This window comes from Aliirhizobium smilacinae, from assembly GCF_006335145.1.
Classification (GTDB): domain Bacteria; phylum Pseudomonadota; class Alphaproteobacteria; order Rhizobiales; family Rhizobiaceae; genus Neorhizobium; species Neorhizobium smilacinae.
On record NZ_VDMN01000003.1, the window covers coordinates 649,972 to 669,793 of the forward strand.

General features: G+C 57.2%; 20 protein-coding genes. 12 read left to right on the forward strand and 8 right to left on the reverse strand.

The window, feature by feature from the left end:
• Nucleotides 1-7: 7 nt before the first annotated feature.
• A complete protein-coding gene (locus tag FHP24_RS17830) occupies nucleotides 8-1,084 on the reverse strand; it encodes a catalase family protein (protein WP_139677559.1) in 1,077 nt (358 codons plus the stop codon).
• A gap of 296 nt (nucleotides 1,085-1,380) precedes the next feature.
• On the opposite strand from FHP24_RS17830, the gene FHP24_RS17835 reads away from it, so the two are divergent.
• Nucleotides 1,381-1,521: a CsbD family protein gene (locus FHP24_RS17835; protein WP_139677560.1), complete on the forward strand. Its 141-nt coding sequence runs from the start codon at nucleotides 1,381-1,383 to the stop codon at nucleotides 1,519-1,521.
• 201 nt (nucleotides 1,522-1,722) lie between these two features.
• On the opposite strand, the gene FHP24_RS17840 is transcribed toward FHP24_RS17835, so the two are convergent.
• The 3 genes from FHP24_RS17840 to FHP24_RS17850 form a co-directional block, all read right to left on the reverse strand.
• Entirely contained in the window at nucleotides 1,723-2,217 is a 495-nt protein-coding gene (locus FHP24_RS17840; protein ID WP_139677561.1) for a YciE/YciF ferroxidase family protein, read from the reverse strand.
• Between the two features lie 91 nt (nucleotides 2,218-2,308).
• On the reverse strand, nucleotides 2,309-2,911 hold the full coding sequence (locus FHP24_RS17845) for a hypothetical protein (RefSeq protein WP_139677615.1): 603 nt from the start codon (nucleotides 2,909-2,911) through the stop codon (nucleotides 2,309-2,311).
• 28 nt (nucleotides 2,912-2,939) lie between these two features.
• Nucleotides 2,940-3,260 (reverse strand): PepSY domain-containing protein, encoded by a 321-nt coding sequence (locus FHP24_RS17850; RefSeq protein WP_139677562.1) that lies wholly within the window; start codon nucleotides 3,258-3,260, stop codon nucleotides 2,940-2,942.
• Between the two features lie 220 nt (nucleotides 3,261-3,480).
• Between FHP24_RS17850 and FHP24_RS17855 the strand changes: the two genes are divergently transcribed.
• Nucleotides 3,481-5,163, forward strand: a complete 1,683-nt coding sequence (locus FHP24_RS17855; RefSeq protein ID WP_139677563.1) for an FAD/NAD(P)-binding protein — start codon at nucleotides 3,481-3,483, stop codon at nucleotides 5,161-5,163.
• Here the strand turns inward: FHP24_RS17855 and FHP24_RS17860 are convergent.
• A complete protein-coding gene (locus tag FHP24_RS17860) occupies nucleotides 5,148-5,897 on the reverse strand; it encodes an MOSC domain-containing protein (protein WP_180356040.1) in 750 nt (249 codons plus the stop codon). The two genes, FHP24_RS17855 and FHP24_RS17860, sit on opposite strands and share 16 nt — an antisense overlap.
• A gap of 175 nt (nucleotides 5,898-6,072) precedes the next feature.
• On the opposite strand from FHP24_RS17860, the gene FHP24_RS17865 reads away from it, so the two are divergent.
• Together FHP24_RS17865 and FHP24_RS17870 are read left to right on the forward strand one after the other, a co-directional pair.
• Complete coding sequence (locus tag FHP24_RS17865) at nucleotides 6,073-6,471, forward strand: NUDIX hydrolase (RefSeq protein WP_139677565.1); 399 nt, start codon at nucleotides 6,073-6,075, stop codon at nucleotides 6,469-6,471.
• A 153-nt stretch (nucleotides 6,472-6,624) separates the two neighbouring features.
• Complete coding sequence (locus tag FHP24_RS17870) at nucleotides 6,625-7,029, forward strand: host attachment family protein (protein WP_139677566.1); 405 nt, start codon at nucleotides 6,625-6,627, stop codon at nucleotides 7,027-7,029.
• 121 nt (nucleotides 7,030-7,150) lie between these two features.
• Here the strand turns inward: FHP24_RS17870 and FHP24_RS17875 are convergent, their stop codons facing one another.
• Both FHP24_RS17875 and FHP24_RS17880 read right to left on the reverse strand, forming a co-directional pair.
• Nucleotides 7,151-7,462 carry a hypothetical protein gene (locus FHP24_RS17875; protein ID WP_139677567.1) on the reverse strand — a complete coding sequence of 104 codons (312 nt, stop codon included), beginning with the start codon at nucleotides 7,460-7,462 and terminating at the stop codon, nucleotides 7,151-7,153.
• 64 nt (nucleotides 7,463-7,526) lie between these two features.
• Nucleotides 7,527-7,931 carry a hypothetical protein gene (locus tag FHP24_RS17880; protein ID WP_139677568.1) on the reverse strand — a complete coding sequence of 135 codons (405 nt, stop codon included), beginning with the start codon at nucleotides 7,929-7,931 and terminating at the stop codon, nucleotides 7,527-7,529.
• A 642-nt stretch (nucleotides 7,932-8,573) separates the two neighbouring features.
• Between FHP24_RS17880 and FHP24_RS17885 the strand changes: the two genes are divergently transcribed.
• The 3 genes from FHP24_RS17885 (at nucleotide 8,574) to FHP24_RS17895 (ending at nucleotide 11,651) form a co-directional block, all read left to right on the forward strand.
• On the forward strand, nucleotides 8,574-9,455 hold the full coding sequence (locus FHP24_RS17885; protein WP_139677569.1) for a TIGR02587 family membrane protein: 882 nt from the start codon (nucleotides 8,574-8,576) through the stop codon (nucleotides 9,453-9,455).
• A 10-nt stretch (nucleotides 9,456-9,465) separates the two neighbouring features.
• Nucleotides 9,466-9,867 (forward strand): TIGR02588 family protein, encoded by a 402-nt coding sequence (locus FHP24_RS17890; protein WP_139677570.1) that lies wholly within the window; start codon nucleotides 9,466-9,468, stop codon nucleotides 9,865-9,867.
• A 122-nt stretch (nucleotides 9,868-9,989) separates the two neighbouring features.
• A complete protein-coding gene (locus FHP24_RS17895; RefSeq protein WP_139677571.1) occupies nucleotides 9,990-11,651 on the forward strand; it encodes an alpha-amylase family protein in 1,662 nt (553 codons plus the stop codon).
• Nucleotides 11,652-11,678: 27 nt separating this feature from the next.
• Here FHP24_RS17895 and FHP24_RS17900 read toward each other — a convergent pair whose 3' ends face one another.
• On the reverse strand, nucleotides 11,679-13,382 hold the full coding sequence (locus FHP24_RS17900) for an alpha-glucosidase (RefSeq protein ID WP_139677572.1): 1,704 nt from the start codon (nucleotides 13,380-13,382) through the stop codon (nucleotides 11,679-11,681).
• Nucleotides 13,383-14,379: 997 nt separating this feature from the next.
• On the opposite strand from FHP24_RS17900, the gene coxB reads away from it, so the two are divergent.
• From coxB to FHP24_RS17925, 5 genes are all read left to right on the forward strand, one after another.
• Entirely contained in the window at nucleotides 14,380-15,375 is a 996-nt protein-coding gene (gene coxB / locus FHP24_RS17905) for a cytochrome c oxidase subunit II (protein WP_281287453.1), read from the forward strand.
• On the forward strand, nucleotides 15,375-17,888 hold the full coding sequence (gene ctaD / locus FHP24_RS17910; protein WP_139677617.1) for a cytochrome c oxidase subunit I: 2,514 nt from the start codon (nucleotides 15,375-15,377) through the stop codon (nucleotides 17,886-17,888). The genes coxB and ctaD overlap by 1 nt, the downstream gene beginning before the upstream one ends.
• A complete protein-coding gene (locus FHP24_RS17915; RefSeq protein ID WP_139677573.1) occupies nucleotides 17,885-18,268 on the forward strand; it encodes a hypothetical protein in 384 nt (127 codons plus the stop codon). The genes ctaD and FHP24_RS17915 overlap by 4 nt, the downstream gene beginning before the upstream one ends.
• Nucleotides 18,265-18,909 (forward strand): cytochrome c oxidase assembly protein, encoded by a 645-nt coding sequence (locus FHP24_RS17920; RefSeq protein WP_139677574.1) that lies wholly within the window; start codon nucleotides 18,265-18,267, stop codon nucleotides 18,907-18,909. Before FHP24_RS17915 ends, FHP24_RS17920 begins: the two co-directional genes overlap by 4 nt.
• On the forward strand, nucleotides 18,906-19,822 hold a 917-nt coding region (locus tag FHP24_RS17925; protein ID WP_139677575.1), incomplete at its 3' end, for a c-type cytochrome. The genes FHP24_RS17920 and FHP24_RS17925, both read left to right, overlap by 4 nt.

The window sequence follows — 19,822 nt, forward strand, 5'->3', positions numbered from 1 at the left end:
TATGCCACTACTGGCGCGGCTCGTGGAACGGACAGCCGTTGAACTTCGCCCGGAATTGCGCGGAGTGTAGATAGGTGTCCTTGCGGGCGCGGTTGATGCTGCCGAGCGGCTGGTGATCCGTAAGCCCGGTCCAGACGCTGAACCGCATCTCCTCGTCGACCTTCTGAACCTTGGCATCGCTCCAGCTATCCTGCGGCCCGGCAGTCACCGTCGCAACGGTGACGAAAGGTGCCTCGTCTTCCTTCCACTCGACCGTCGGGTCCTCGATCGGCTGGGCCTCGATGTCACGACAGAGCTGGACCTGGAATTCCCACGCGCCAACCGTTTCCTGCATCTCGGCCTGGACGGTTTCGCGGATCGCATCCGCCCGAACGCTGGCATCGATCTCCGTTCCGGTGCGCTTGGTGAGATCGGAAGACACCGGCTTCAGTCGAAATTTCGCGACATAATCCCCGTATCGAAACGGGGTGACGCTGAAATAGGTCTCTCCGAGCGGATCGACATTCGGCGCGCCACCAAGCGATTGCACGGTCGGACTGGCGACGCCGACAGCTTCAAGGCCCTTGTTGACCGTCTGAAGCACGCTCGACATCACGGTCTTGGTTCCTTCCATCCTGTCCGTCGTTTTTGCCAGCAGCTTGAGGCTGGACAGAAACTTCTCCGGATTGGGTGCCTGGAAGACGGGACCATTGACCATCACGAAGTCTTGGTTGTGACCATCTGCATCCGGCAGCCGAGGACCGTCGACGCCGACGACCTTCAACGCGAGACCGCGGGGAAGGGCGATGGCATCAGGAAGAATGTCACCGGCATTGGTGGAAAGCCGCATATAGACCGGATGTTCGCCCGGCTTGGCAAACAGGCCTTGCGCCAATTCCGGCGGCAAGCGGCTCTTGATCGTCAGCTTTCCCTCAATGATCCCGTGCGCCTTTGCGTGGACCGATCGCACCGCATGGCCATAATCTTCGGCGGTTTTCTCGAGGATGATATCGAACTGCTCGTTGAGGCCCGAAACGGTCTCGTGCTCGTCTGGCTTGACGCTTTCGAGTTCTGGTGAATATCGGACGGGTGCGGATTGGGTCATGTCGGCTCCTTTGACGGACCTGAAAACTGCAGGTGATTGCGGTTGGTAAGGTCCAGAACGACAAAAGGTTTCAAAGAAAAATCGAGCGAGTGAAAAGAAATACTCAATCCGTTTTCGCGTGGCACGCACACGAATGTGGACCCGCAAAAGTTTCAAGAAAATAAGATACTTGCGGAAAAAATCGTTTGCAGGACATCAAAACTCGATTTTCCGATTCGGCTTCAGTGAAGCCGGAAGGCTCCCGCATCTGTCGGATACACGACCAAGCGATCCCGCTTCGCATGAGAGTATTCATCATGGGTAGCACAGCGGACAAGGTGTCCGGCAAAGCCAACGCACTCGCCGGTAAGGCAAAGCAGAGCGTCGGCAAAGCGACCGGTAGCCACGAGACGCAGGCAAAGGGTGCGGTCCAGGAAGCTAAGGGTGATGCCCGGTAGGCAATAGGCCACATCAAGGACACAGTGAAGAGTGCCGTCGGCAAGTCCGGACCTTGATTGACTTATCATAAACCCGCCGCGCGTTTGCGGCGGATTTTCTATTTGCTCAGGCTGGAGATTTTCCATGCTCTGGATGAGCAGATACGATTGAATATATTCCTTGTCTGAGCGGACGCGTAATCAGTGAAACATCCTGCAAACTTACTCGGCCTTCTGGTTTACGACCGACGTCGCAATGGATGTAAGAGCAATATCGGTTGCCTGCTCTTCATCGAGGGTTGTCTGAAGCAGCGTTACTGCATCCCTCAAACCGAGCTCAATTGCCCAAGTCCTAAGAGTACCGTATCGAGACATTTCGTAGTGCTCGACGGCCTGGGCTGCAGCAAGAAGACCGGCGTCGAGGGCAGGAGAGCCCTCATACTCCTTCATAATCTCGTCGCCCTCATCAGTAATCCCGAGGATAGCGTCGCAGGTCTTTTTCTCGGGCTTGGCGCCGATGATTTTGAACACTTCCTCCAACCGCTCGACATGCACTTTGGTCTCAGCCAGATGCTTGACGAAGGCGGCCTTGAGCTCCTTGCTCTTGGCTGCCGTTTCCATTTTCGAGAGGGTGTCGACGATCTTACCTTCCGCGAAATAGACGTCCTTCAGCGTGTCGTGAAACAGCTCGTCGAGCTTCTTGATGTCTTTGGCCATGGTGAGGTTTCCTCCAAATGGCCAGCGTCCGGTGGCCGCGGTAGGTGGGCAAGGAGACGCGCGTCCTGAGCAGGACGCACGGGCAGGTAGCTTAGAGGCCAGGGCGGCGATAGCGATCGCGTTCCTGTTCAACCTGTTCGGGAGCGTAGGGATCCAGCGTGTCGTCGAACCTGGTCCAACCCTGTTCGTTGTAAGCGACGCGTCGTTCGGCAGGGTCAACCCAGCTCGAACGCTTGAGGATAGCTTCGGCTTCCGCTGCCAGCGTGTCATCGACTTTAGCGGTGACGAGGGTTCCGCCACGGCGAATACCTTCGGCGTAGACGTGGGCATCGTCTTCAGAAACACCCGAGTTGGTCATGGCACTGATCAGGCCGCCAGCGGCGCCCCCTGCGACGGCCCCGGCGACAGCACCAGCGGCAGTTGCCGCCAGCCAGCCGGCTGCAACAACAGGACCAACACCTGGAATGGCCATCAGCCCAAGGCCGGTCAGAAGGCCGCCAGCACCACCGACGACAGCGCCGATGCCAGCACCCTTACCGGCGTCTTCACCTGCATTGGATTGCTCGCCGTGACGTTTGTCGGCATTGTTCGAGACGAGGCTGATGTCTATCGACGGGACACCCGCAGATTCAAGCGCACTGACTGCTGCGCTGGCGTCGGTGTAATCGTCGAATAGTCCTGTAACGGTTTTCAGAGTCGTATACTCCTTGAAGGGTGAGACATTATTTGGCGACGACGCTGCCCTGGTAGTCGAGGGCAATCATGACGGGCTTGCCGTCCTTCATGCTGGATGCCATCCAGATGCCCTTGTCATCCTTCTTTAAATCCTTGACCCCGGTAAAACCGGCCTTCTCGATCCGATCCTTGGCCTGGCTCTCCGTGAAGCTATTGGCTCCTTCGGCGGGTGCAGTCGGATTTTTTGTATCGGGCGTCGCCACCGCGGGAGTAATGCCGTCGGCAGTCGGTGGTGGAGCCGTTGTCTGGGCCAGCGCCGGTAGCGCGGACGCGCCGATCAGCGCCGCGGCGAAGATGATCTTTTTCATTTGGGATTTCCTCCGTTCGGATCCTTATTCACAGATCCGTGAGAGCCTAACCCGCGTAACCACTAATCGTTCCGTCTGCGACCCGGCGATCGCCGGCTGTGTACGATTGGCGACAGAGACGCTGCGACTGGATCAAACGGGTTCGCCATTCGTTATCTGCGACCCGCATCGGTGGCGCTCGGATCAACCGAGGCCAATTTTCTCAAGGATCTCTATCCGAATGGACACAAAGGTCGCCATCATCGGCACTGGCCCCACGGGAATTTACACTTTGAAGGGGGTGGTGGCGTCAAAAGTCCCGTTGGCGATCACAATTTTCGAGGCGGAATCGGATCCCGGCAAAGGCACGCCATACCATCCAGACATCAATGATCGGGCAATGCTCTCGAACATCGCGAGCATCGAGCTTCCGCCGATTTGCGAAACCCTCGTTGAATGGCTGCGTCGCCAAAGCGACACGGAACTGCAGCGGCTTGGGATCGAGCGCACCGCCATTCAGGAGCGGGAGTTCTATCCTCGGGTCGTTCTCGGCGAATATCTTCAGTCTCAGTTTCTGCAGTTGGTCCGACTAGGGCAGTCACGCGGACACGTCATCAACATCAAGGCGCGACACCGGGTTACCGACATTGCGTTGCGCCAGGACGATATCCAGATCTCCGTTCAGCGTCCCGATGACACAAGCTCGACGTTTGGCTTTGACCACGTCGTCATGGCGACCGGACATGACTGGCCGCAAAACATCGAGGAGAAGCCTGGTTATTACATCTCGCCTTGGCCGGCGCCCGAGTTGAAGCGAATCACGAACCGTTCGGTCGGGATTTTGGGCACGTCTCTCAGTGGCATCGACGCCTTGATCACTGTGGCGACGGCCAACGGCGCATTTTATCACGATGCCACCGGACAGATCGAGTACCAGCCGAAGCCAGATAGCGACGACTTTCATGTGACGATGATGTCGCGCAAGGGCATTCTTCCGGAAGCCGATTTCTACTGCGAGATCCCCTACATTGCGCCCATCTTCTGCACGACCGAAGCCATCGACGGTCTGTTGGCGACCGGCCGGCATGACCTACTGGACGACGTGTTCGAACTGTTCAGGCAGGAACTCGCCGCCAGCGACCCTGACTATGCGGCGTCGATCGGTCTGTCTGCGCTGACCGTTGAGACGCTGGCCCCTGCATATTTTGCAGCGCGCGAACACTCAGGTCCATTCATCTGGGCGGCGCGTAACCTGGCAGAGGCCGAGCAGAACAAGGCGACCCACTATACTGTCCGATGGCGCTATGCGATCTTGAGGATGCATGAGGTTATTGCCCGGGTCATACCACAGTTGGACGACGAGGACCTCAAACGCTTCCACAAGCATTTCAAGACGGTTTTCGTCGACGACTATGCGACCGTTCCGCATGAATCAATCAAACGTCTGCTGGCTCTGCATCGAGCAGGCAAGCTGGATGTCATGGCGTTAGGCAATGATTACCGGATCGATACGGATAGTGTTGAGCGGGGCGCGGCTGTCGCGGTAGAAGGCAAGACCCTTGCTTATGCGGCATTCATCGATGCGACAGGGCAGCATTCGATGTCGGCTGACGACATCCCCTTTCCGTCACTTCAGGAGCAGGGCGTCGTTCGGAAGGCGCAAACCGTAGAAGCCCAGGCCGTCTTCGACGAGGGCTCGCCAGATGTGGCGGTTCAGACTGGAGGAATAGAACTCGACGCAGCATTCAGGCCGGTCTTCCAGCACAACCTGTCGAACAAGCTCTATTGTGCGGCCATTTCGTTCCTGCTGCATAAACTCCCTTTCGTTCAAGGCATCACCAGCGCTGAAGAAATCAGTGCAATCGTTTCGAAAGCCATCGTTGATGACGTGACAGCCAAAAACAGGCTTCAACTCGTAAAATAGACTCGATCACCAATTCGAACCACGCCGGGCATCTCGATGTCGCCGTAGACACCGAGATTGCGTCGGTTGTGGCGAAGAATGCCGCGGAGAACCTCGGGCCGTTCCTCAATGCCCGGTTGGGCGATCAGTGTCATGCCGCAGCGCTTTGTCTCTTCGATGACACGTGAACAGACGCTGCCGATTTGTAGCTTATGTCCGAGCCATTTCTTCTCGGGGAAGGCTTCGCCGAAAGTCTCTATGAGGATGTTTGGACGGAACCGCCGGGGATCCACCGAGATTTCCCCCGTCATCTGTTCAAGTGTTCTGATCGAAGCAGTCGTGACAATATGGAGCGGGCTTGCAACATATCGCGGCGAAACTTTTGGCTCTGATCCTGCAGAATGATCGCCGTAACGGCCGATGCCAACCTCGAAACCGAAATGCTCTGTCAGTCTCTCGGTGACACTGATGTCCGAGATGCTGATCCAATCCACTTCTGGGAAGCGGAGATCTACCTGTCCGCTGCTGCCGATGCGCGCCGAAAGAAAAAGAGCAGGACGCCAGCGGGTCTCTTTTTCTGGAGCCGCCACTTGGCCGCTATCTGCATCGAACAGACCGTAGAGACGATCACCCGTCACCCCGTATTGGTCAATTTCAGCAATCTCGAGGCGCTCGCCTCCGATCGAGCTGACGGGATAGCGCCAGAGTTCGGTGACCCTGCCGGCCGCCCCGTTGTCTTCAATTCCAGCGATCATGAAACTAGCCTGGTCTGTTGTGAATGGAGCGCTGGCCTGAGGCGATCTGACAGTATTCCCTTTGAGCACATGCGTTTTCCACATTTAGCGTTCGTGGTAGGAACCCTCTCGTCGAAAGAAGGTTGCCTTACCTAGCGCCGCAAATTTGCGCGCTGGCTAAGGGAGAGAACACCCCATGAAGACAATTGTCTGCGCCGCATTCGTCGAGGGTGAAAAGATCCTGCTCGTCAGGCGTGCGCCCCATCGAAAATGGTCGCCACACCTGTGGGATCTTGTCGGGGGCCATGTCGAACAAGGCGAGGAGTTCGATGTCGCACTCGTGCGCGAGTGTCAGGAAGAAGTCGGCTTGACGCCACTTGCCTTCAGCCTGGAGGCAACAATTTTCGAAGATTCAGACGACCAACGGAAGCGGCCATTTTACATCTACGCGATACACAAATGGGAAGGGCAAATGGCTCAACTTCTGGGAACCGAGCATTCCGAACTGGGCTGGTTCACTGTCCAAGACATCGGCGATATCGATCTCGCGCTGCCAGGATATCGCGTCGTTATTGCGGAGATCCTCGCATCGTGACTTCATCGCTAAGGGAAACTTTGCAGACTTGGAAGCTCGGCGGATGTCCGAGCACAAGGAACTGATTGTCTGTGCCAGGGTTACTGTAGCCCTGAAACAAGCACTGCTTCATCCAAAAGGTTGAAACTATGCTGCCGAAGATGGAGATCCCCCATGCAGCTTCCCCAACACACAGTAATTGCGGTCGCCGATGGCGAAAAACTTGCACTCTTTGAGAACGAGGGCGATGCGGCCAACGTCAAGCTCAAGGCCATGCCGTCAGCAGAGGTGGACAGCTCGAAAATCGCATCCGGCGCTCGCCACCCGAGCAGCGCGGCAAACCCTGACGATAGCCAGCAGGACGAGGATGGGTTCAGCAATGGCGTCGCGGGCCTGCTAAACGCCCAAGTGCTCGACGGCAAAATCAAGAGCCTTGTCATCGTCGCAGCTCCACGCACGCTCGGCGAGATGCGCAAAAGCTACCACAAGTCTCTTTCGGATGTGCTCATTGGCGAACTCGATAAGGACCTTACGGGGCATACGATACCCGAGATCGAGAAAGCCCTCGCCGCGGCTTAGGTCGATGGCATGTCAAAACAAAGCGGCCGGTCAGCAATGACCGGCCGCTTTGGCGTTTCGGACCCATGGTGCGTGACAACCCGGCGGTCACGTGAAGGAGCAAGCCGATTTTTTAACACGGCTACCGCTCGGGCGAGGGCTCGGCTGCCTCGGATCCTGGTGAGGATTCCTTAGTCAACGGCTTGGCCTGGCCGCTTTCGGCTATCGGCTTGCCAGCTTTGTCTTTCGGGGCGAGGTCCCGTTCCACGGTCTCCAGAGAACCCTCGGCCGGGTCCTGCTCTGGGTGATAGTCGGAACCAGCTGAGGCTTTATCACCCATCGCTCTTTCGATGCCTCGTTCTGCCTGCTTCTCAAGTACCTCACGCGCGCGGTCGGCTGTCTCGGAATCTGTCCTTGAGGCATCAGTTCCAAGATCTTTTTGGTCGCCAGTCATAATCGTTCTCCTCGGTTTTGAATTAACGGTTGCTGATGGAAGGAAGATGAAGGATGACCTCGCGCTAGGTTTTTTCATCCAATGGCTCAACCTGGGCCTGCCAAAACGCCGCTGCTTCCTCAGGCTCGTCCTCCCAGGTCAGGGAGGTAACGATGTTGTCGTCGACCTTCGCAAGACGCCGTCCGCCCAGGCGCATGTATTCCATCGCCGTTTTGTGCGAGGACGTTTCCGCCACCTTTTCGCTGAGCTGATGCTCGACTTCATCACGGGATTGACCAAGAACTTGCAGGAGCGCTGCGTGCTCCGGTTTCCCTGCTTTTTCCCTCAGGAAATCTGCGAGTGGCGTTCTAGTCTCATGCCCTCCGGACGATTCGTTCCCCACATGGAGGACAACTGCCTCGCCGCCACTCATGTCCAAGAACCAACGATCGCCGTTGGTGCTCACCGAAAATTCTTCGATTTCGCTCACGGGGTATTTTCCTTTTTGCTGCAGCTGGCAGAACCGGTGTCGTCCCTAACTGCTCAAATGCGATAAGGTTTGCGGAGGCGTCGATTAAAGTGGTCGAATAGCCACCTGGCTGTTCGAAGGTCTCCAGATCACTCGTTGTCTGAACGTCTTGCGTCGGCATCGGCACATGCGGCGATGAATTGCGGCCGAGAAATCTCCGGGTGAACCCGATTTGTGAGAGGGTTTTGACGTAGATCGACCGCGCGCCAGTATATCGGACCAGACCTATGGGTTAGGCTCTTCATGTGTCGCAGCGCGTCTGCGGGTCTGGAAATTGCTTTGGTTAGAAGCGGCCCATCTCCCACGTAGACCGGTGACTGCCAACGGGCAGTGAACTCTCCGACGAGCTCCAGATTCGTGACCGGCTCTCTCATCACACCAAGCGCACCTTGAACGTCGCTGCGCAGCGCTCCAATATCGCTCGTTATGAACAGCACGGCGACATCGGCCTCAGCAATCGCCCGGTTTGCGAGTGGCACAGGCAAGGATTTTGCGGATCGGAACATTCATCACGAATGTGTGCTTCAAATGCGGGAGGAACGTTTGCTCAGGGTCAATCGTTGGGGCGGACCGGTGATGGCAACCGCGTGCTTGGAGGGATAGGTGGAAAGCCGGATTGGAAGGGAGGCACCCGAAGGCTCTCGAAAATTTCTGGTCGGAATTGGCCGTGGGGCAGCTGGTGCCCTGCTTTTTGGCCTTCCAATGCTCATGACGATGGAGCTGTGGCAGCTCGGTTTTTATATGGAGCGCTCCCGGCTCCTCCTGCTCGTTCTCGTCAATATCCCACTTTTGATCGCGCTTGCGCATCGTGTCGGATTCGAAAAGACCTACACGCTTGCGCAGGCCTGCCGAGACGCCGCAATCGCCTATGGTCTTGGGATTGTGATGAGTGCGCTCATTCTCGTCCTCCTTGGTGACATCAAAACGTCCATGCCGATGTCAGAGATTATCGGTAAGATCTCCATTCAGGCTGTGGCGGCGAGCATCGGCGCTCTTCTTGGACGGTCACAACTCGCAGACCACACAGGTTCAGGTGGAGATCAGGATGATGATGGCGGAAAGGGTGAGGACGCCGTTCGCGATAGGATGTCGGGCAACTATGGTCACGAACTTTTCCTAATGGCTGTCGGTGCGCTTTTCCTCAACCTCAACATCGCTCCAACCGAAGAGATCATTCTAATATCCTACAAAATGACTGCCTGGCACGCGCTTTTTGCGATCGTGGCGTCAATCGCGATTATGCATGCATTTGTATACGCGGTAGCCTTCAAAGGGACCCACCAGATGTCGGCGGCCGCTCCTAGGTGGCATGTCCTCGTTCGATTTACCTTACCCGGTTATGTCGTCGCCATGGCGGTCAGTTTTTTCGTTCTGTGGCTATTCGGCCGCCTCGACGGCAAAGCTGTCAGCCAGATGGTGATGTCCTCCATCGTTTTGAGTTTTCCTGGAGCAATAGGGGCCGCGGCAGCGCGGCTCATACTTTAAAGGAAGCATTATGCCATCGCCCTCAAGCATTGAAGACCGGGAAGCGCATTGGGTCGAATGGGCGACAGGCTGCGTTTCAGCCCTACTCGTGCTTTCGATGATCGGGTTCATTTTCTTCGAAGCGGTCACGGACGGCCACAAACCGCCTGACCTTGGCATTGTTATCACGAGCAGGAATCCGGTTGCAGGTGGTTATCGGGTGACGTTTGACATTGCAAACAGATCGACTGCGACGGCCGCTGGCGTGGTGGTTCGGGGCGAGATCCTCAACGGCGGGAATCCATTGGAAACCACGGATGTCACCTTCGATTATGTTCCCGCGGAATCCAAATCCACCGGAGTAATTCTTTTTTCGCAGGATCCCGGTGACCGCGGCATACGGATTCGCGCCACCGCTTACACCGATCCTTAGACTTTCCGAGGCTTCGATGATCGATGTATCTCACACCTATCACTACATGGAGTCGGCCTGAAGGGAACTTTTCGCCTAATATTGCGCTTTGTCCTCCTCGCAGACAGTGAGCGGAGGCCATCTTGATCAACGACCTGTGGTATAAGAATGCCGTCGTCTATTGCCTATCCGTCGAGACCTTCATGGATTCGAACGGTGACGGCGTCGGAGATTTCCAAGGATTGCAACGTCGTCTCGACTATCTGGCGGGGCTTGGTGTCAACGCAATATGGCTGATGCCGTTTCAGACCTCGCCTGGCCGCGACGACGGCTATGATGTCTGCGACTACTATAACGTCGACCCCCGCTACGGGACGCTCGGCGATTTCGTCGAATTCACCCATGGCGCCAAACAGCGCGGCATCCGTGTCCTCATAGACCTGGTGGTCAACCATACGTCCGACCAGCATCCTTGGTTCCAGCAGGCTCGCTCAGATAGAAAATCCCAATACCGCGACTGGTATGTCTGGTCGAAGAAAAAGCCTGCGAACGCGGACGAGGGGATGGTCTTTCCTGGGGTCCAAAAGACGACCTGGACGCGAGACAAGTCGTCGGGAGACTATTACTTCCATCGCTTCTATGACTTCCAGCCAGACCTGAATACGGCCAACCCTCATGTCCAGGCGGAAATCTTGAAAATCATGGGCTTCTGGCTGCAGCTCGGCGTGTCTGGTTTCCGAATGGATGCGGTACCTTTCGTGATCGCCGAAAAGGGCGCTGATGTGAAGGTGCCAAAGCAACAGTTCGACATGCTCCGCATGTTCCGCGAGTTCCTCCAATGGCGGCAGGGTGACAGTATCATCCTGGCGGAGGCGAATGTCGTACCAAAAGAGAACCTGCAATATTTCGGTGACGATGGCGATCGCATGCAGATGATGTTCAACTTCCATGTCAATCAGGCATTGTTCTATGCGCTCGCGAGCGCTGATACGCGCCCGCTTGCCAAGGCAATGTATGATACGCAGGAGCGACCGCATACCGGGCAATGGGGGATTTTCCTGCGCAATCACGACGAGCTCGACCTTGGCCGGCTGAATGACAAGCAGCGCCAGCAGGTGTTTTCCGCCCTCGGTCCGGATAAGGATATGCAACTCTACAATCGCGGAATCCGGCGTCGCTTGGCGCCCATGCTTGGAGGGGACGAACGACGGATGAAGCTTGCCTACAGCCTCATGTATTCGCTGCCAGGCACACCCGTCCTGCGGTACGGGGACGAGATCGGGATGGGTGATGATCTTTCATTGCCGGAACGCAATTGCGCGCGCACACCGATGCAGTGGTCTGACGAACCTCAAGGAGGGTTCACCAAGGGCGAAAAACCTGTCCTTCCGGTCATCAAGGAAGGTCCCTACGGTTTCGAGCACCTCAATGTCGCCTTCCAGCGTCGCGATCCTCAATCGATGCTGAACTGGACCGAGCGGATGATCCGCATGCGCAAGGAGGCACCGGAAATCGGCTGGGGAACCTTCGAGTTGCTGGATTGCGGCGACGCCGGAGTCTTGGCGATGCGATATGATTGGCGGAACAATGCTGTCATCATCATCCATAACTTTCATGACAAGCCGGTCGAGATCACCTTCGACACCGGCATTGGTGCCGACGGCAATATCCTGATCGATATCTCTGACGGAAGCGACAGCCGTGCGGAAGACGATGGCAACCATCACATGGTGATAGAGCCCTACGGCTATCGTTGGTATCGCGCCGGCGGCTTGGACTATTTACTGAAGCGCAGCGACGTCTAGGTCGACGCTATTGCTGTTTTGAGCAAGCTATTTGAGGGCGGACATGTTGCTCAGTATAGCAAACGCTTCGAATGGCTTCAGTGTGATGGTCGCCGAGACTTCATTCATAGCCCCGTAATTGGAGACGAGGCAGACGCCCTTGCCGACCAATTCAGAAGGCATGCTGATGATCAGTTCGTCCGACTTGAAACTGGCGACGACTGTGAGGCGATCAGTACCGAGCGTGCGTGTGTAGACATACACATACGGGTGCTGATCGAGCCATGATTGATAGTCGCCATAGATGATTACGGGATGGGATTTGCGCAGGCCAATCAGCGATCGATAGTGATGCCATATGGACGCATCTTCAGCTATTGCCGCTTCGGCATTGATAGCCAGATAGTTTGGATTGACTTCAATCCAGGGCGTGCCGGTCGAAAATCCCGCATTCGGCGACCTCGCCCATTGCATCGGAGTGCGGGCGTTGTCACGACCGCTCTCATTCGCCCCGCGAATGAATTCCTCTGGCGATAGTCCGGCCTCGAGATGCAGACGATGCATGTTGAGCGTCTCAACATCTCTGTACTGCTCGATCGAGGTGAACGGCATGTTTGTCATGCCGATCTCTTCCCCTTGAAAAATGTAGGGCGTCCCTTTTAGCATATGCAGGACGATCGCCAGCATCTTCGCAGACTCGACGCGATAACCCTCGGAATTGCCATAACGGGAGACGGCGCGTGGAAGATCATGATTGCCCCAAAACAGCGAGTTCCAGCCATCATGGGCCAAGGCAAGCTGCCATTTTCCAAAGATGCTTTTTAGCTGGACCAGATCGAACGGCTTCGGCCGCCATTTCCCGTAGGTCTCGTCCCATTGTCTGATGACGTGCTCGAATTGGAAGACCATCGACAATTCGTGGCGAGCTTTGCCAGAATAAACCAGCGCGGATGCAGGCGTCGCACTCCATGCCTCTCCGACCGTGACGACGTCGTGTCTGCCGAATGTCGCCTTGTTCATCTCTTGGATGAAATCGTGCAAATGCGGGCCGTCGGTTATAATGTCTTTCTCGACCTGCTTGCCGATATGATCGATTACATCCATCCGGAAACCGACGATACCGCGCGCCAGCCACCAGTTCATCATCTCGTAGATCTCGCTTCGCACCGCAGGGTTTTCCCAGTTGAGATCTGGCTGCCGCGTGGAGAAAAGATGCAGGTAATATTGGTTGGTTTCCTCATTTAGGGTCCACGCGGACCCTCCGAAGGAGGACTGCATGGCGTTTGGAGGGCCGCCGTCAGGCGCGGGCTCCCGCCATATGTAGAAATCCCGCCGTCTGTTCTTTCGATTTCTACGGGATTCAACGAACCATGGATGCGCGTCGGAAGTGTGGTTAACGACAAGGTCAAGCATGATGCCGATACCTTTGTCAGCGGCTTCGGCAACGAGCTGATCGAAGTCGTCGAGAGTTCCAAACTCCGGCGCGATATCCTGATAGTCGGATATGTCGTAACCATTGTCGTCCATCGGTGATCGATAGATCGGCGATAGCCAGATTACGTCGACGCCAAGCTGTTTCAGGTAATCGAGTTTGGAAATGATCCCTTGGAGGTCGCCTATCCCATCTCCGTTCGAATCCAGGAAGCTGCGCGGATAAATTTGATAGACAACTGCCGAGTGCCACCATCTGATGGACGACGAAGCTCGAGAGTCCGTTGGATCTAAAGGCACAAAGTTTCCGGGCTTATTCATCGGACATTCCTGCCTAGCTTCGATCACGGCTCGACGCCGAATTGCCAAATGTGTTGAGACGCCAGGAGAGATCGACCCTCACGGTGTGCTGACATTGCCGGAGGGGACATTGGTTTGAGATGCACCGCCCGTTCCACCCTCGGCGTGCGGCGTCCGATCGACGGCTCTGGTGCCTGTTGTTGGGTCACTTGTGCTCGAGGCAGATTGCGGGCTGTTGCCGCCTGCAGGTGGCGTTGCGGTTTGTTCAGCAGGGGCGTCGGTTGCTTCTCCCCAAAATTCCGCTCCGGCCCATGCTACAGCCGAAAGGCACAGGCCTGCGCAGAGTACGATCAGGACAGGTTTTCCCGTCTGGCCCTGGCGCGCTTTCGTCGCACTTTTTACTATGTTGCGATTGCTCATGATCTTTCCTCCCACGATGCAAAAGGAAACCTCGAGAATAAAAGATTGTTCCGCCTGCGCGACCCGCATTGTGCAGCGTCCCTCGTATGACTGATTTCAACCGTTCAAACCGCCCGATTAGGCAGCAGCGGCTTTCTCCATCTTCAGAACCTTGCAGGAATTCGGCAGGTCGGGCGAAAACCAAAGGGTGATTTGGAAAATGTACGACGAAAACGAGGAAAGCTTAAATTAGGCTCAGGCCGACCCATGCATACCTCGCAGGTGCAGAGCGCAGGATCACAGCGATCGACATTCGCGACTTGCCATTCCGACCATCGAAACTTGCTGTTTTAGCGCTAAGGCGATGGTGGAATATAAGAATGGCGACGCTGCAAAAAAAACAGCTCCTGATAGCTGGTTGTGGCACTGTGGCGGCATAAATATACTTTTTTGGCAATAATTACACGTAGGGAGAGTAAATCCGTCCGGGAACCAAAAGGAAAAGCGCGCGTTGGCGGGGCAGCGGCGTGATGCAGTTTGATGGTGTCGTCATTGCATGAGTGGGGACGTTCAATCGATGATGGCTGATGGGAGCAGCGACGTGTGCCGGCCAAGGGATTTGATCCTTTGGACCTCAAGATCCCGATTTGGTTCATCGTCTATCCTTTTCTCTGCCCTATCCCTCAGCGGCTGTTCCGGCCCTCACTCGGCGCTCGATCCGGCAGGACCGGAGGCGTCCCATGTAGCCCACCTCTTCTTTGTCATGCTGATCGCTGGCATCATCATCTGGAGCGCGGTCGTCGCGGCCCTTATCTATGCATCCCGCAAGAAGCGCGTCTATTCCGAGCAAAGTGCGGGACGCGTCATCCTCTGGTGCGGCGCGATCCTGCCGGCCATCATCCTCTGCGCGCTCCTGTCCTACGGCGTGTGGCTGATGCCGGCGGTCCGCCCGTGGCTGCCGGATGACCAGCAGGTGCACCGTATCGAAGTCACCGGCGAACAGTTCTGGTGGCGGGTGCGCTATCTTGATGAGGCCGGGGAAGTGATGTTCGAGACGGCCAACGAGGTGCGGATTCCGGTGGGGCAGCCGGCGCATTTCTTGCTCAAGGCGGTAGATGTCATTCATTCCTTCTGGGTCCCGTCGCTTGGCGGCAAGATGGACATGATCCCCGGCCGAACCAACCCGCTGACCTTGATGGCCGACAGGGAAGGGATCTATCGCGGTGTCTGCGCCGAATTCTGCGGACAATCTCACGCGCTGATGGCGTTTACCGTGAGGGCGGTTGCGCCCGACGAGCATGAGGCATGGCTCGTTGAGCGTCAGGTTCCGGGTCCACGAGATGCCGAAGGGCTTGCGGTTTTTCTTAAAAATGGCTGCGGGGCGTGCCATGCGATATCCGGCACTGCCGCTGCGGGCCGCATTGGGCCCGAACTGACGGCATTCGGCGAGCGAGGCACGCTGGCCGCTGGAACATTGCCGCATACGCAAGAGGATATCGCCCGCTTCATCTCCTATCCGGAAAGGACAAAGCCCGGTGTGAAGATGCCGCATTTCGGCATGCTTCCCGAAGACGACATCAAGACAATCGCGGCCTTCCTGAAGGAGCTCAAGTGATGGTGGAGCTCGGCAATTTTTCGCCCGAGGAACGGGCGGCGCAGGAAGAGCGGCTGCGTTCGGTGTGGAAGACGCCGGGCGGCTGGCGTTACTGGACCTCGGTTAACAATAGCGAGATCGGCCTCTGGTACGGCGTTACCGCATTTGCCTTCATGCTGTTTGCAGGTTTGCTCGGGCTGCTGATGCGTGCGCAGCTTGCAACACCCAACAATGATCTGATCTCCGCCGATCTCTACAACCAGGCTTTCACCCTGCATGGCACGGTGATGATGTTCCTGTTTGCCGTACCGATCTTCGAGGCTGTGGCGATTTTTCTTCTTCCCTCGATGCTGGGCGCGCGCGAGCTACCGTTTCCGCGGCTTTCGGCCTTCGGATTCTGGAGTTTTCTGCTCGGCGGCATCTTTGTCTGCGGTTCGATCTTCTTCGATTCTGCTCCGAATGCCGGCTGGTTCATGTATCCCCCACTTGCCACCGACAAGGAATATGCCGGCATCGGTGCCGACATCTGGCTGCTCGGCCTGTCCTTCATCGAGGTTGCGTCGATTGCCGCCGCCGTCGAGATCATCGTCGGCATCATGAAATGCCGCGCTCCCGGCATGCGTATCAACATGATGCCGATGTTTGCGTGGTATCTCCTGATCGTCGCCGGCATGATCCTCTTCGCCTTCCCGCCACTGATCGCCGGCGACATCCTGTTCGAGATGGAGCGAATGTTCGACTGGCCGTTCTTCGATGTGTCGCGCGGCGGTGATCCGCTGCTTTGGCAGCACCTGTTCTGGATCTTTGGTCACCCGGAAGTCTACATCGTCTTCCTGCCGGCCATCGCGCTGATGGCGATGATCGTGCCGACCTTTTCGCAGCGCCCGATCGTCGGTTATTCCTGGATCGTACTTGCCGCCGTCGGCACAGGCTTCCTCAGTTTCGGGCTGTGGGTGCATCACATGTTCACCACCGGCCTGCCGCAGATCTCGCTCGCCTTCTTTTCCGCAGCCTCTGAGGCTGTCGCGATCCCCACCGGTGTTCAGATTTTCGTTTTCATCGCCACCATGCTGGCTGGCCGGGTGATCTTTTCGGTGCCTATGCTGTTTGGCGCCGGCGGCCTGGCGATCTTCACCATCGGGGGACTGACTGGCGTGATGGTAGCGCTCGCGCCCTTCGACTGGCAGGCGCATGATACCTATTTCATCGTCGCCCACCTGCATTACGTGCTGATCGGCGGCATGTTCTTCCCGATCGTTGCCGGCATCTATTATTATTTCCCCTTCGTGACGGGAAAGAAGCTGTCGGCTGCATGGGGGAAACTTGCCTTCTGGCTCATGTTCGTCGGCTTCAATCTCGGCTTTTTCCCCATGCACCTTTCCGGTCTTCGTGGGATGCCGCGGCGGGTGTTCACCTACCCGGAGGAATTTGGCTGGAACCTGTTTAATCTTGTCTCCACGGTTGGCGCCTTCATCTTCGCGGCCGGTGTCGCGACCTTCGTCATCGACATCCTGCGGCCTAAGCCTAAAACTTCCGGGCGCAATCTCAACCCGTGGAGTGCGGGCACACTCGAATGGACCAATGACCCGCAAGAGAGTTGGGGCATGCGGTCTGTACCAATCATCACAAGCCGCTACCCGCTCTGGGAACAGCCTGATCTCCAGGCCAATATCGAGGCGGGGCGCTACTATCTTCCCGACGCCAAATCGGGCAAACGCGAGACGCTTGTCACGTCGGTGCTCGATGCCGAGCCAATCCAATGCTTGCGTGTCGGCGGCGTCTCTTATGTGCCGATGATTTCGGCGCTGGCGCTCGGGGGAGTGTTCATCGCACTCACCTTTCACTGGTGGATCCCCACGATCATCTGCGCGATCATCACCTTGATCGCCATCGTTTGGTGGCTTTGGACGGGTACCGCGCAGATACCGGAGGCGGAAAAGGTTGATGTTGGTCTCGGGCAAGAGCTGCCTGTCTATGTTTCCGGTCCGGCTTCGGTCGGTTGGTGGGCGATGTTCATCACCATGGTCGGCGATGGGACAGCCTTTGCCAGTCTGATCTTTGGTTATTTCTTCTACTGGACGGTGCATGACGATTTTACCACAGGAGCGCCTGGTCCGGGCGCGCTCTGGCCCATGGTGGCGCTCTCACTTTTCATCATCGCATGGCTTTTAACGATAGTGGCACGCCACTTGAACGCGAGGGGGCACCCAGGCTGCCGGCTCGCACTTGCCGCCGGTATTTTTGCCACCGTTGCCGCCTGTCTGGCCGGGTTGGCGGGTCCGTATTTCCATGGCATGGACCCAACCTCCAACGTCTATCCGGCAACGGTATGGGTCATTGTCATCTGGACAGTGGTCCACGGTGCGGTGGGAATTGTGATGCAGGCCTATTGTCTGGCTCGCAACTTTGCCGGGCGGATGACGACGGAGTATGATCAGGATATCCGCAACGTCACGCTCTACTGGCACTTTATGGCATTTACTGCCGTCATTACCTTCGCGGTGCTCGGCCTGTTTCCGATGGTGAGCGCATGAAAAGCGTCATTCCTAGGGAGGTGGAGAGCCTCTGGACCCTGTTTACCGCGCCGACCGTCTGGGCGATCCATTTTCTCGGTTGTTATGCCGCGGTGGCGGTTTACTGCGCCAAAGCGGCCTCGCTCGATTTCGGCTTCGCTGTGGTGCGGCTGGCGCTTGGCGGCTTGACGGTTCTGGCGCTCATGGCGATCGTACTCTCTGCTTATCTTGCCTGGCGCCAATGGGGTTTCGGTTCCGGTGATCCGCCGCATGACGAGCCGACTCGAAGAGATCGCACCCTTTTCCAGGGATTTGCGACCTTGCTTCTGTCCGGCCTTAGCTTCGTGGCCGTCGTCTATGCGGCAATCCCGCTGATTTTTATCGCGGAGTGCCAACGATGAAGGTGGCTTCGCTTGCAGCCGGTGTGATCCTGCTCATGGTGCTCTGGGGCGCTCTGCTTCCCTTTGCCGACCGCACTTCCTTCACCATCCATATGATTGCCCATATGGGCGTTGTTGCTGGTGCAGCACCGTTGATTGCGATCGGTCTTTCGGGAACCCGTCTCGATCTCCCGGCGCGTTTGCCGTGGTTCTCCCCCATCGTTGCTTCGCTCGCCGAGTTGCTGGCCGTCTGGACCTGGCATATTCCGGCTCTCCGGGCGCTATCAGAAAGCACCGTTGCGATAGCGTCAATCGAACAGCTTATCTTTCTCGTTGCAGGGCTGGCTCTCTGGCTCTCCTGTCTCGGCGGGCTGGGCGCGGGCCGCGATGGGCGCCGGATGGCCGGTGCGGTTGGGTTACTTTTCACCTCCATGCATATGACGCTGCTTGGGGCGTTGCTCGCACTATCGCCGCGACCGCTTTACGGGAATGGCGAGGTCACCTGTTTTGGCCTCTCGCTCAGCCCCATCGGCGATCAGCAGGCGGGAGGCGTCATCATGCTGCTCGTCGGGGCCGCTGTCTATCTCGCTGGCGGCGTGTCGCTTCTGGCGACAACATTGAATTCCAACGGTCTCGAGACATCCGGGAGGAGGGGCTGGTGATCATTCGCTGGAAGCACCTGTTCGTGCTCGCCGTCATCGCACCTTTCCTCGGGCTGGCAGTGGGCTGGTCGGGATTAATGAGTGTGCGGGCCTCCACCGGTCATTGGGCGGTCACCGATTGGTTCCTGCATTGGGTGATGCGCAATTCCGTCTCCGTCCGTGCGGTCGCGGCAGGAGATGTGCCGGCGCTTGACGACCAGGGACTTATACCCGGCGCTGCAGGGCATTTCGAAACCGGCTGTGCCATCTGTCACGGTTCGCCTGCACAGCCGCGCCCGGATTCGGTTCTTGCCATGTTGCCCCCCCCGCCCGATCTGAAAACCGTCGTGCCGCAATGGTCAGACGCGGAACTGTTCGAGATCGTCAAGCATGGCGTTCGCTTCACCGGCATGCCGGCATGGCCCGTGCAGTCGCGCGATGATGAGGTGTGGTCAATGGTCGCCTTTTTGCGCAAACTGCCGGAGATGGACACCAATGCTTATAAACAGGCATCCGGCCTACACGGGGTCGGCCAGGCCGGTGAGGTTTCGCCTCTGCCCGTCACTTGCCAAAGCTGCCATGCCGAAAGCAAGCTTAATGACGGCAGTCACATTCCAAGGCTTGCCGGCCAATCAGAAGCGTATCTCCTCAACGCTCTGAAGGCGTATGCGGACAAGCAGCGCCCGAGCGGGATCATGCAGGTGGCCGTCGGCACAATGCCGGCAGAAAGCCTGCCGGAACTTGCCGCCTATTATGCCAATCAACCAACGGCTCCTCGTCAGGCGACACAGCCCATTTCGGGTCTCGTCGAAAAGGGCCGTGTGCTGGCAGAACAGGGCCGCACTACTGACAAGGTCCCGGCCTGCCTGACCTGTCACGACAAGGCCAACACCAATCCCGCCTATCCGAAGCTCTCGGGTCAGAATTCAGCCTA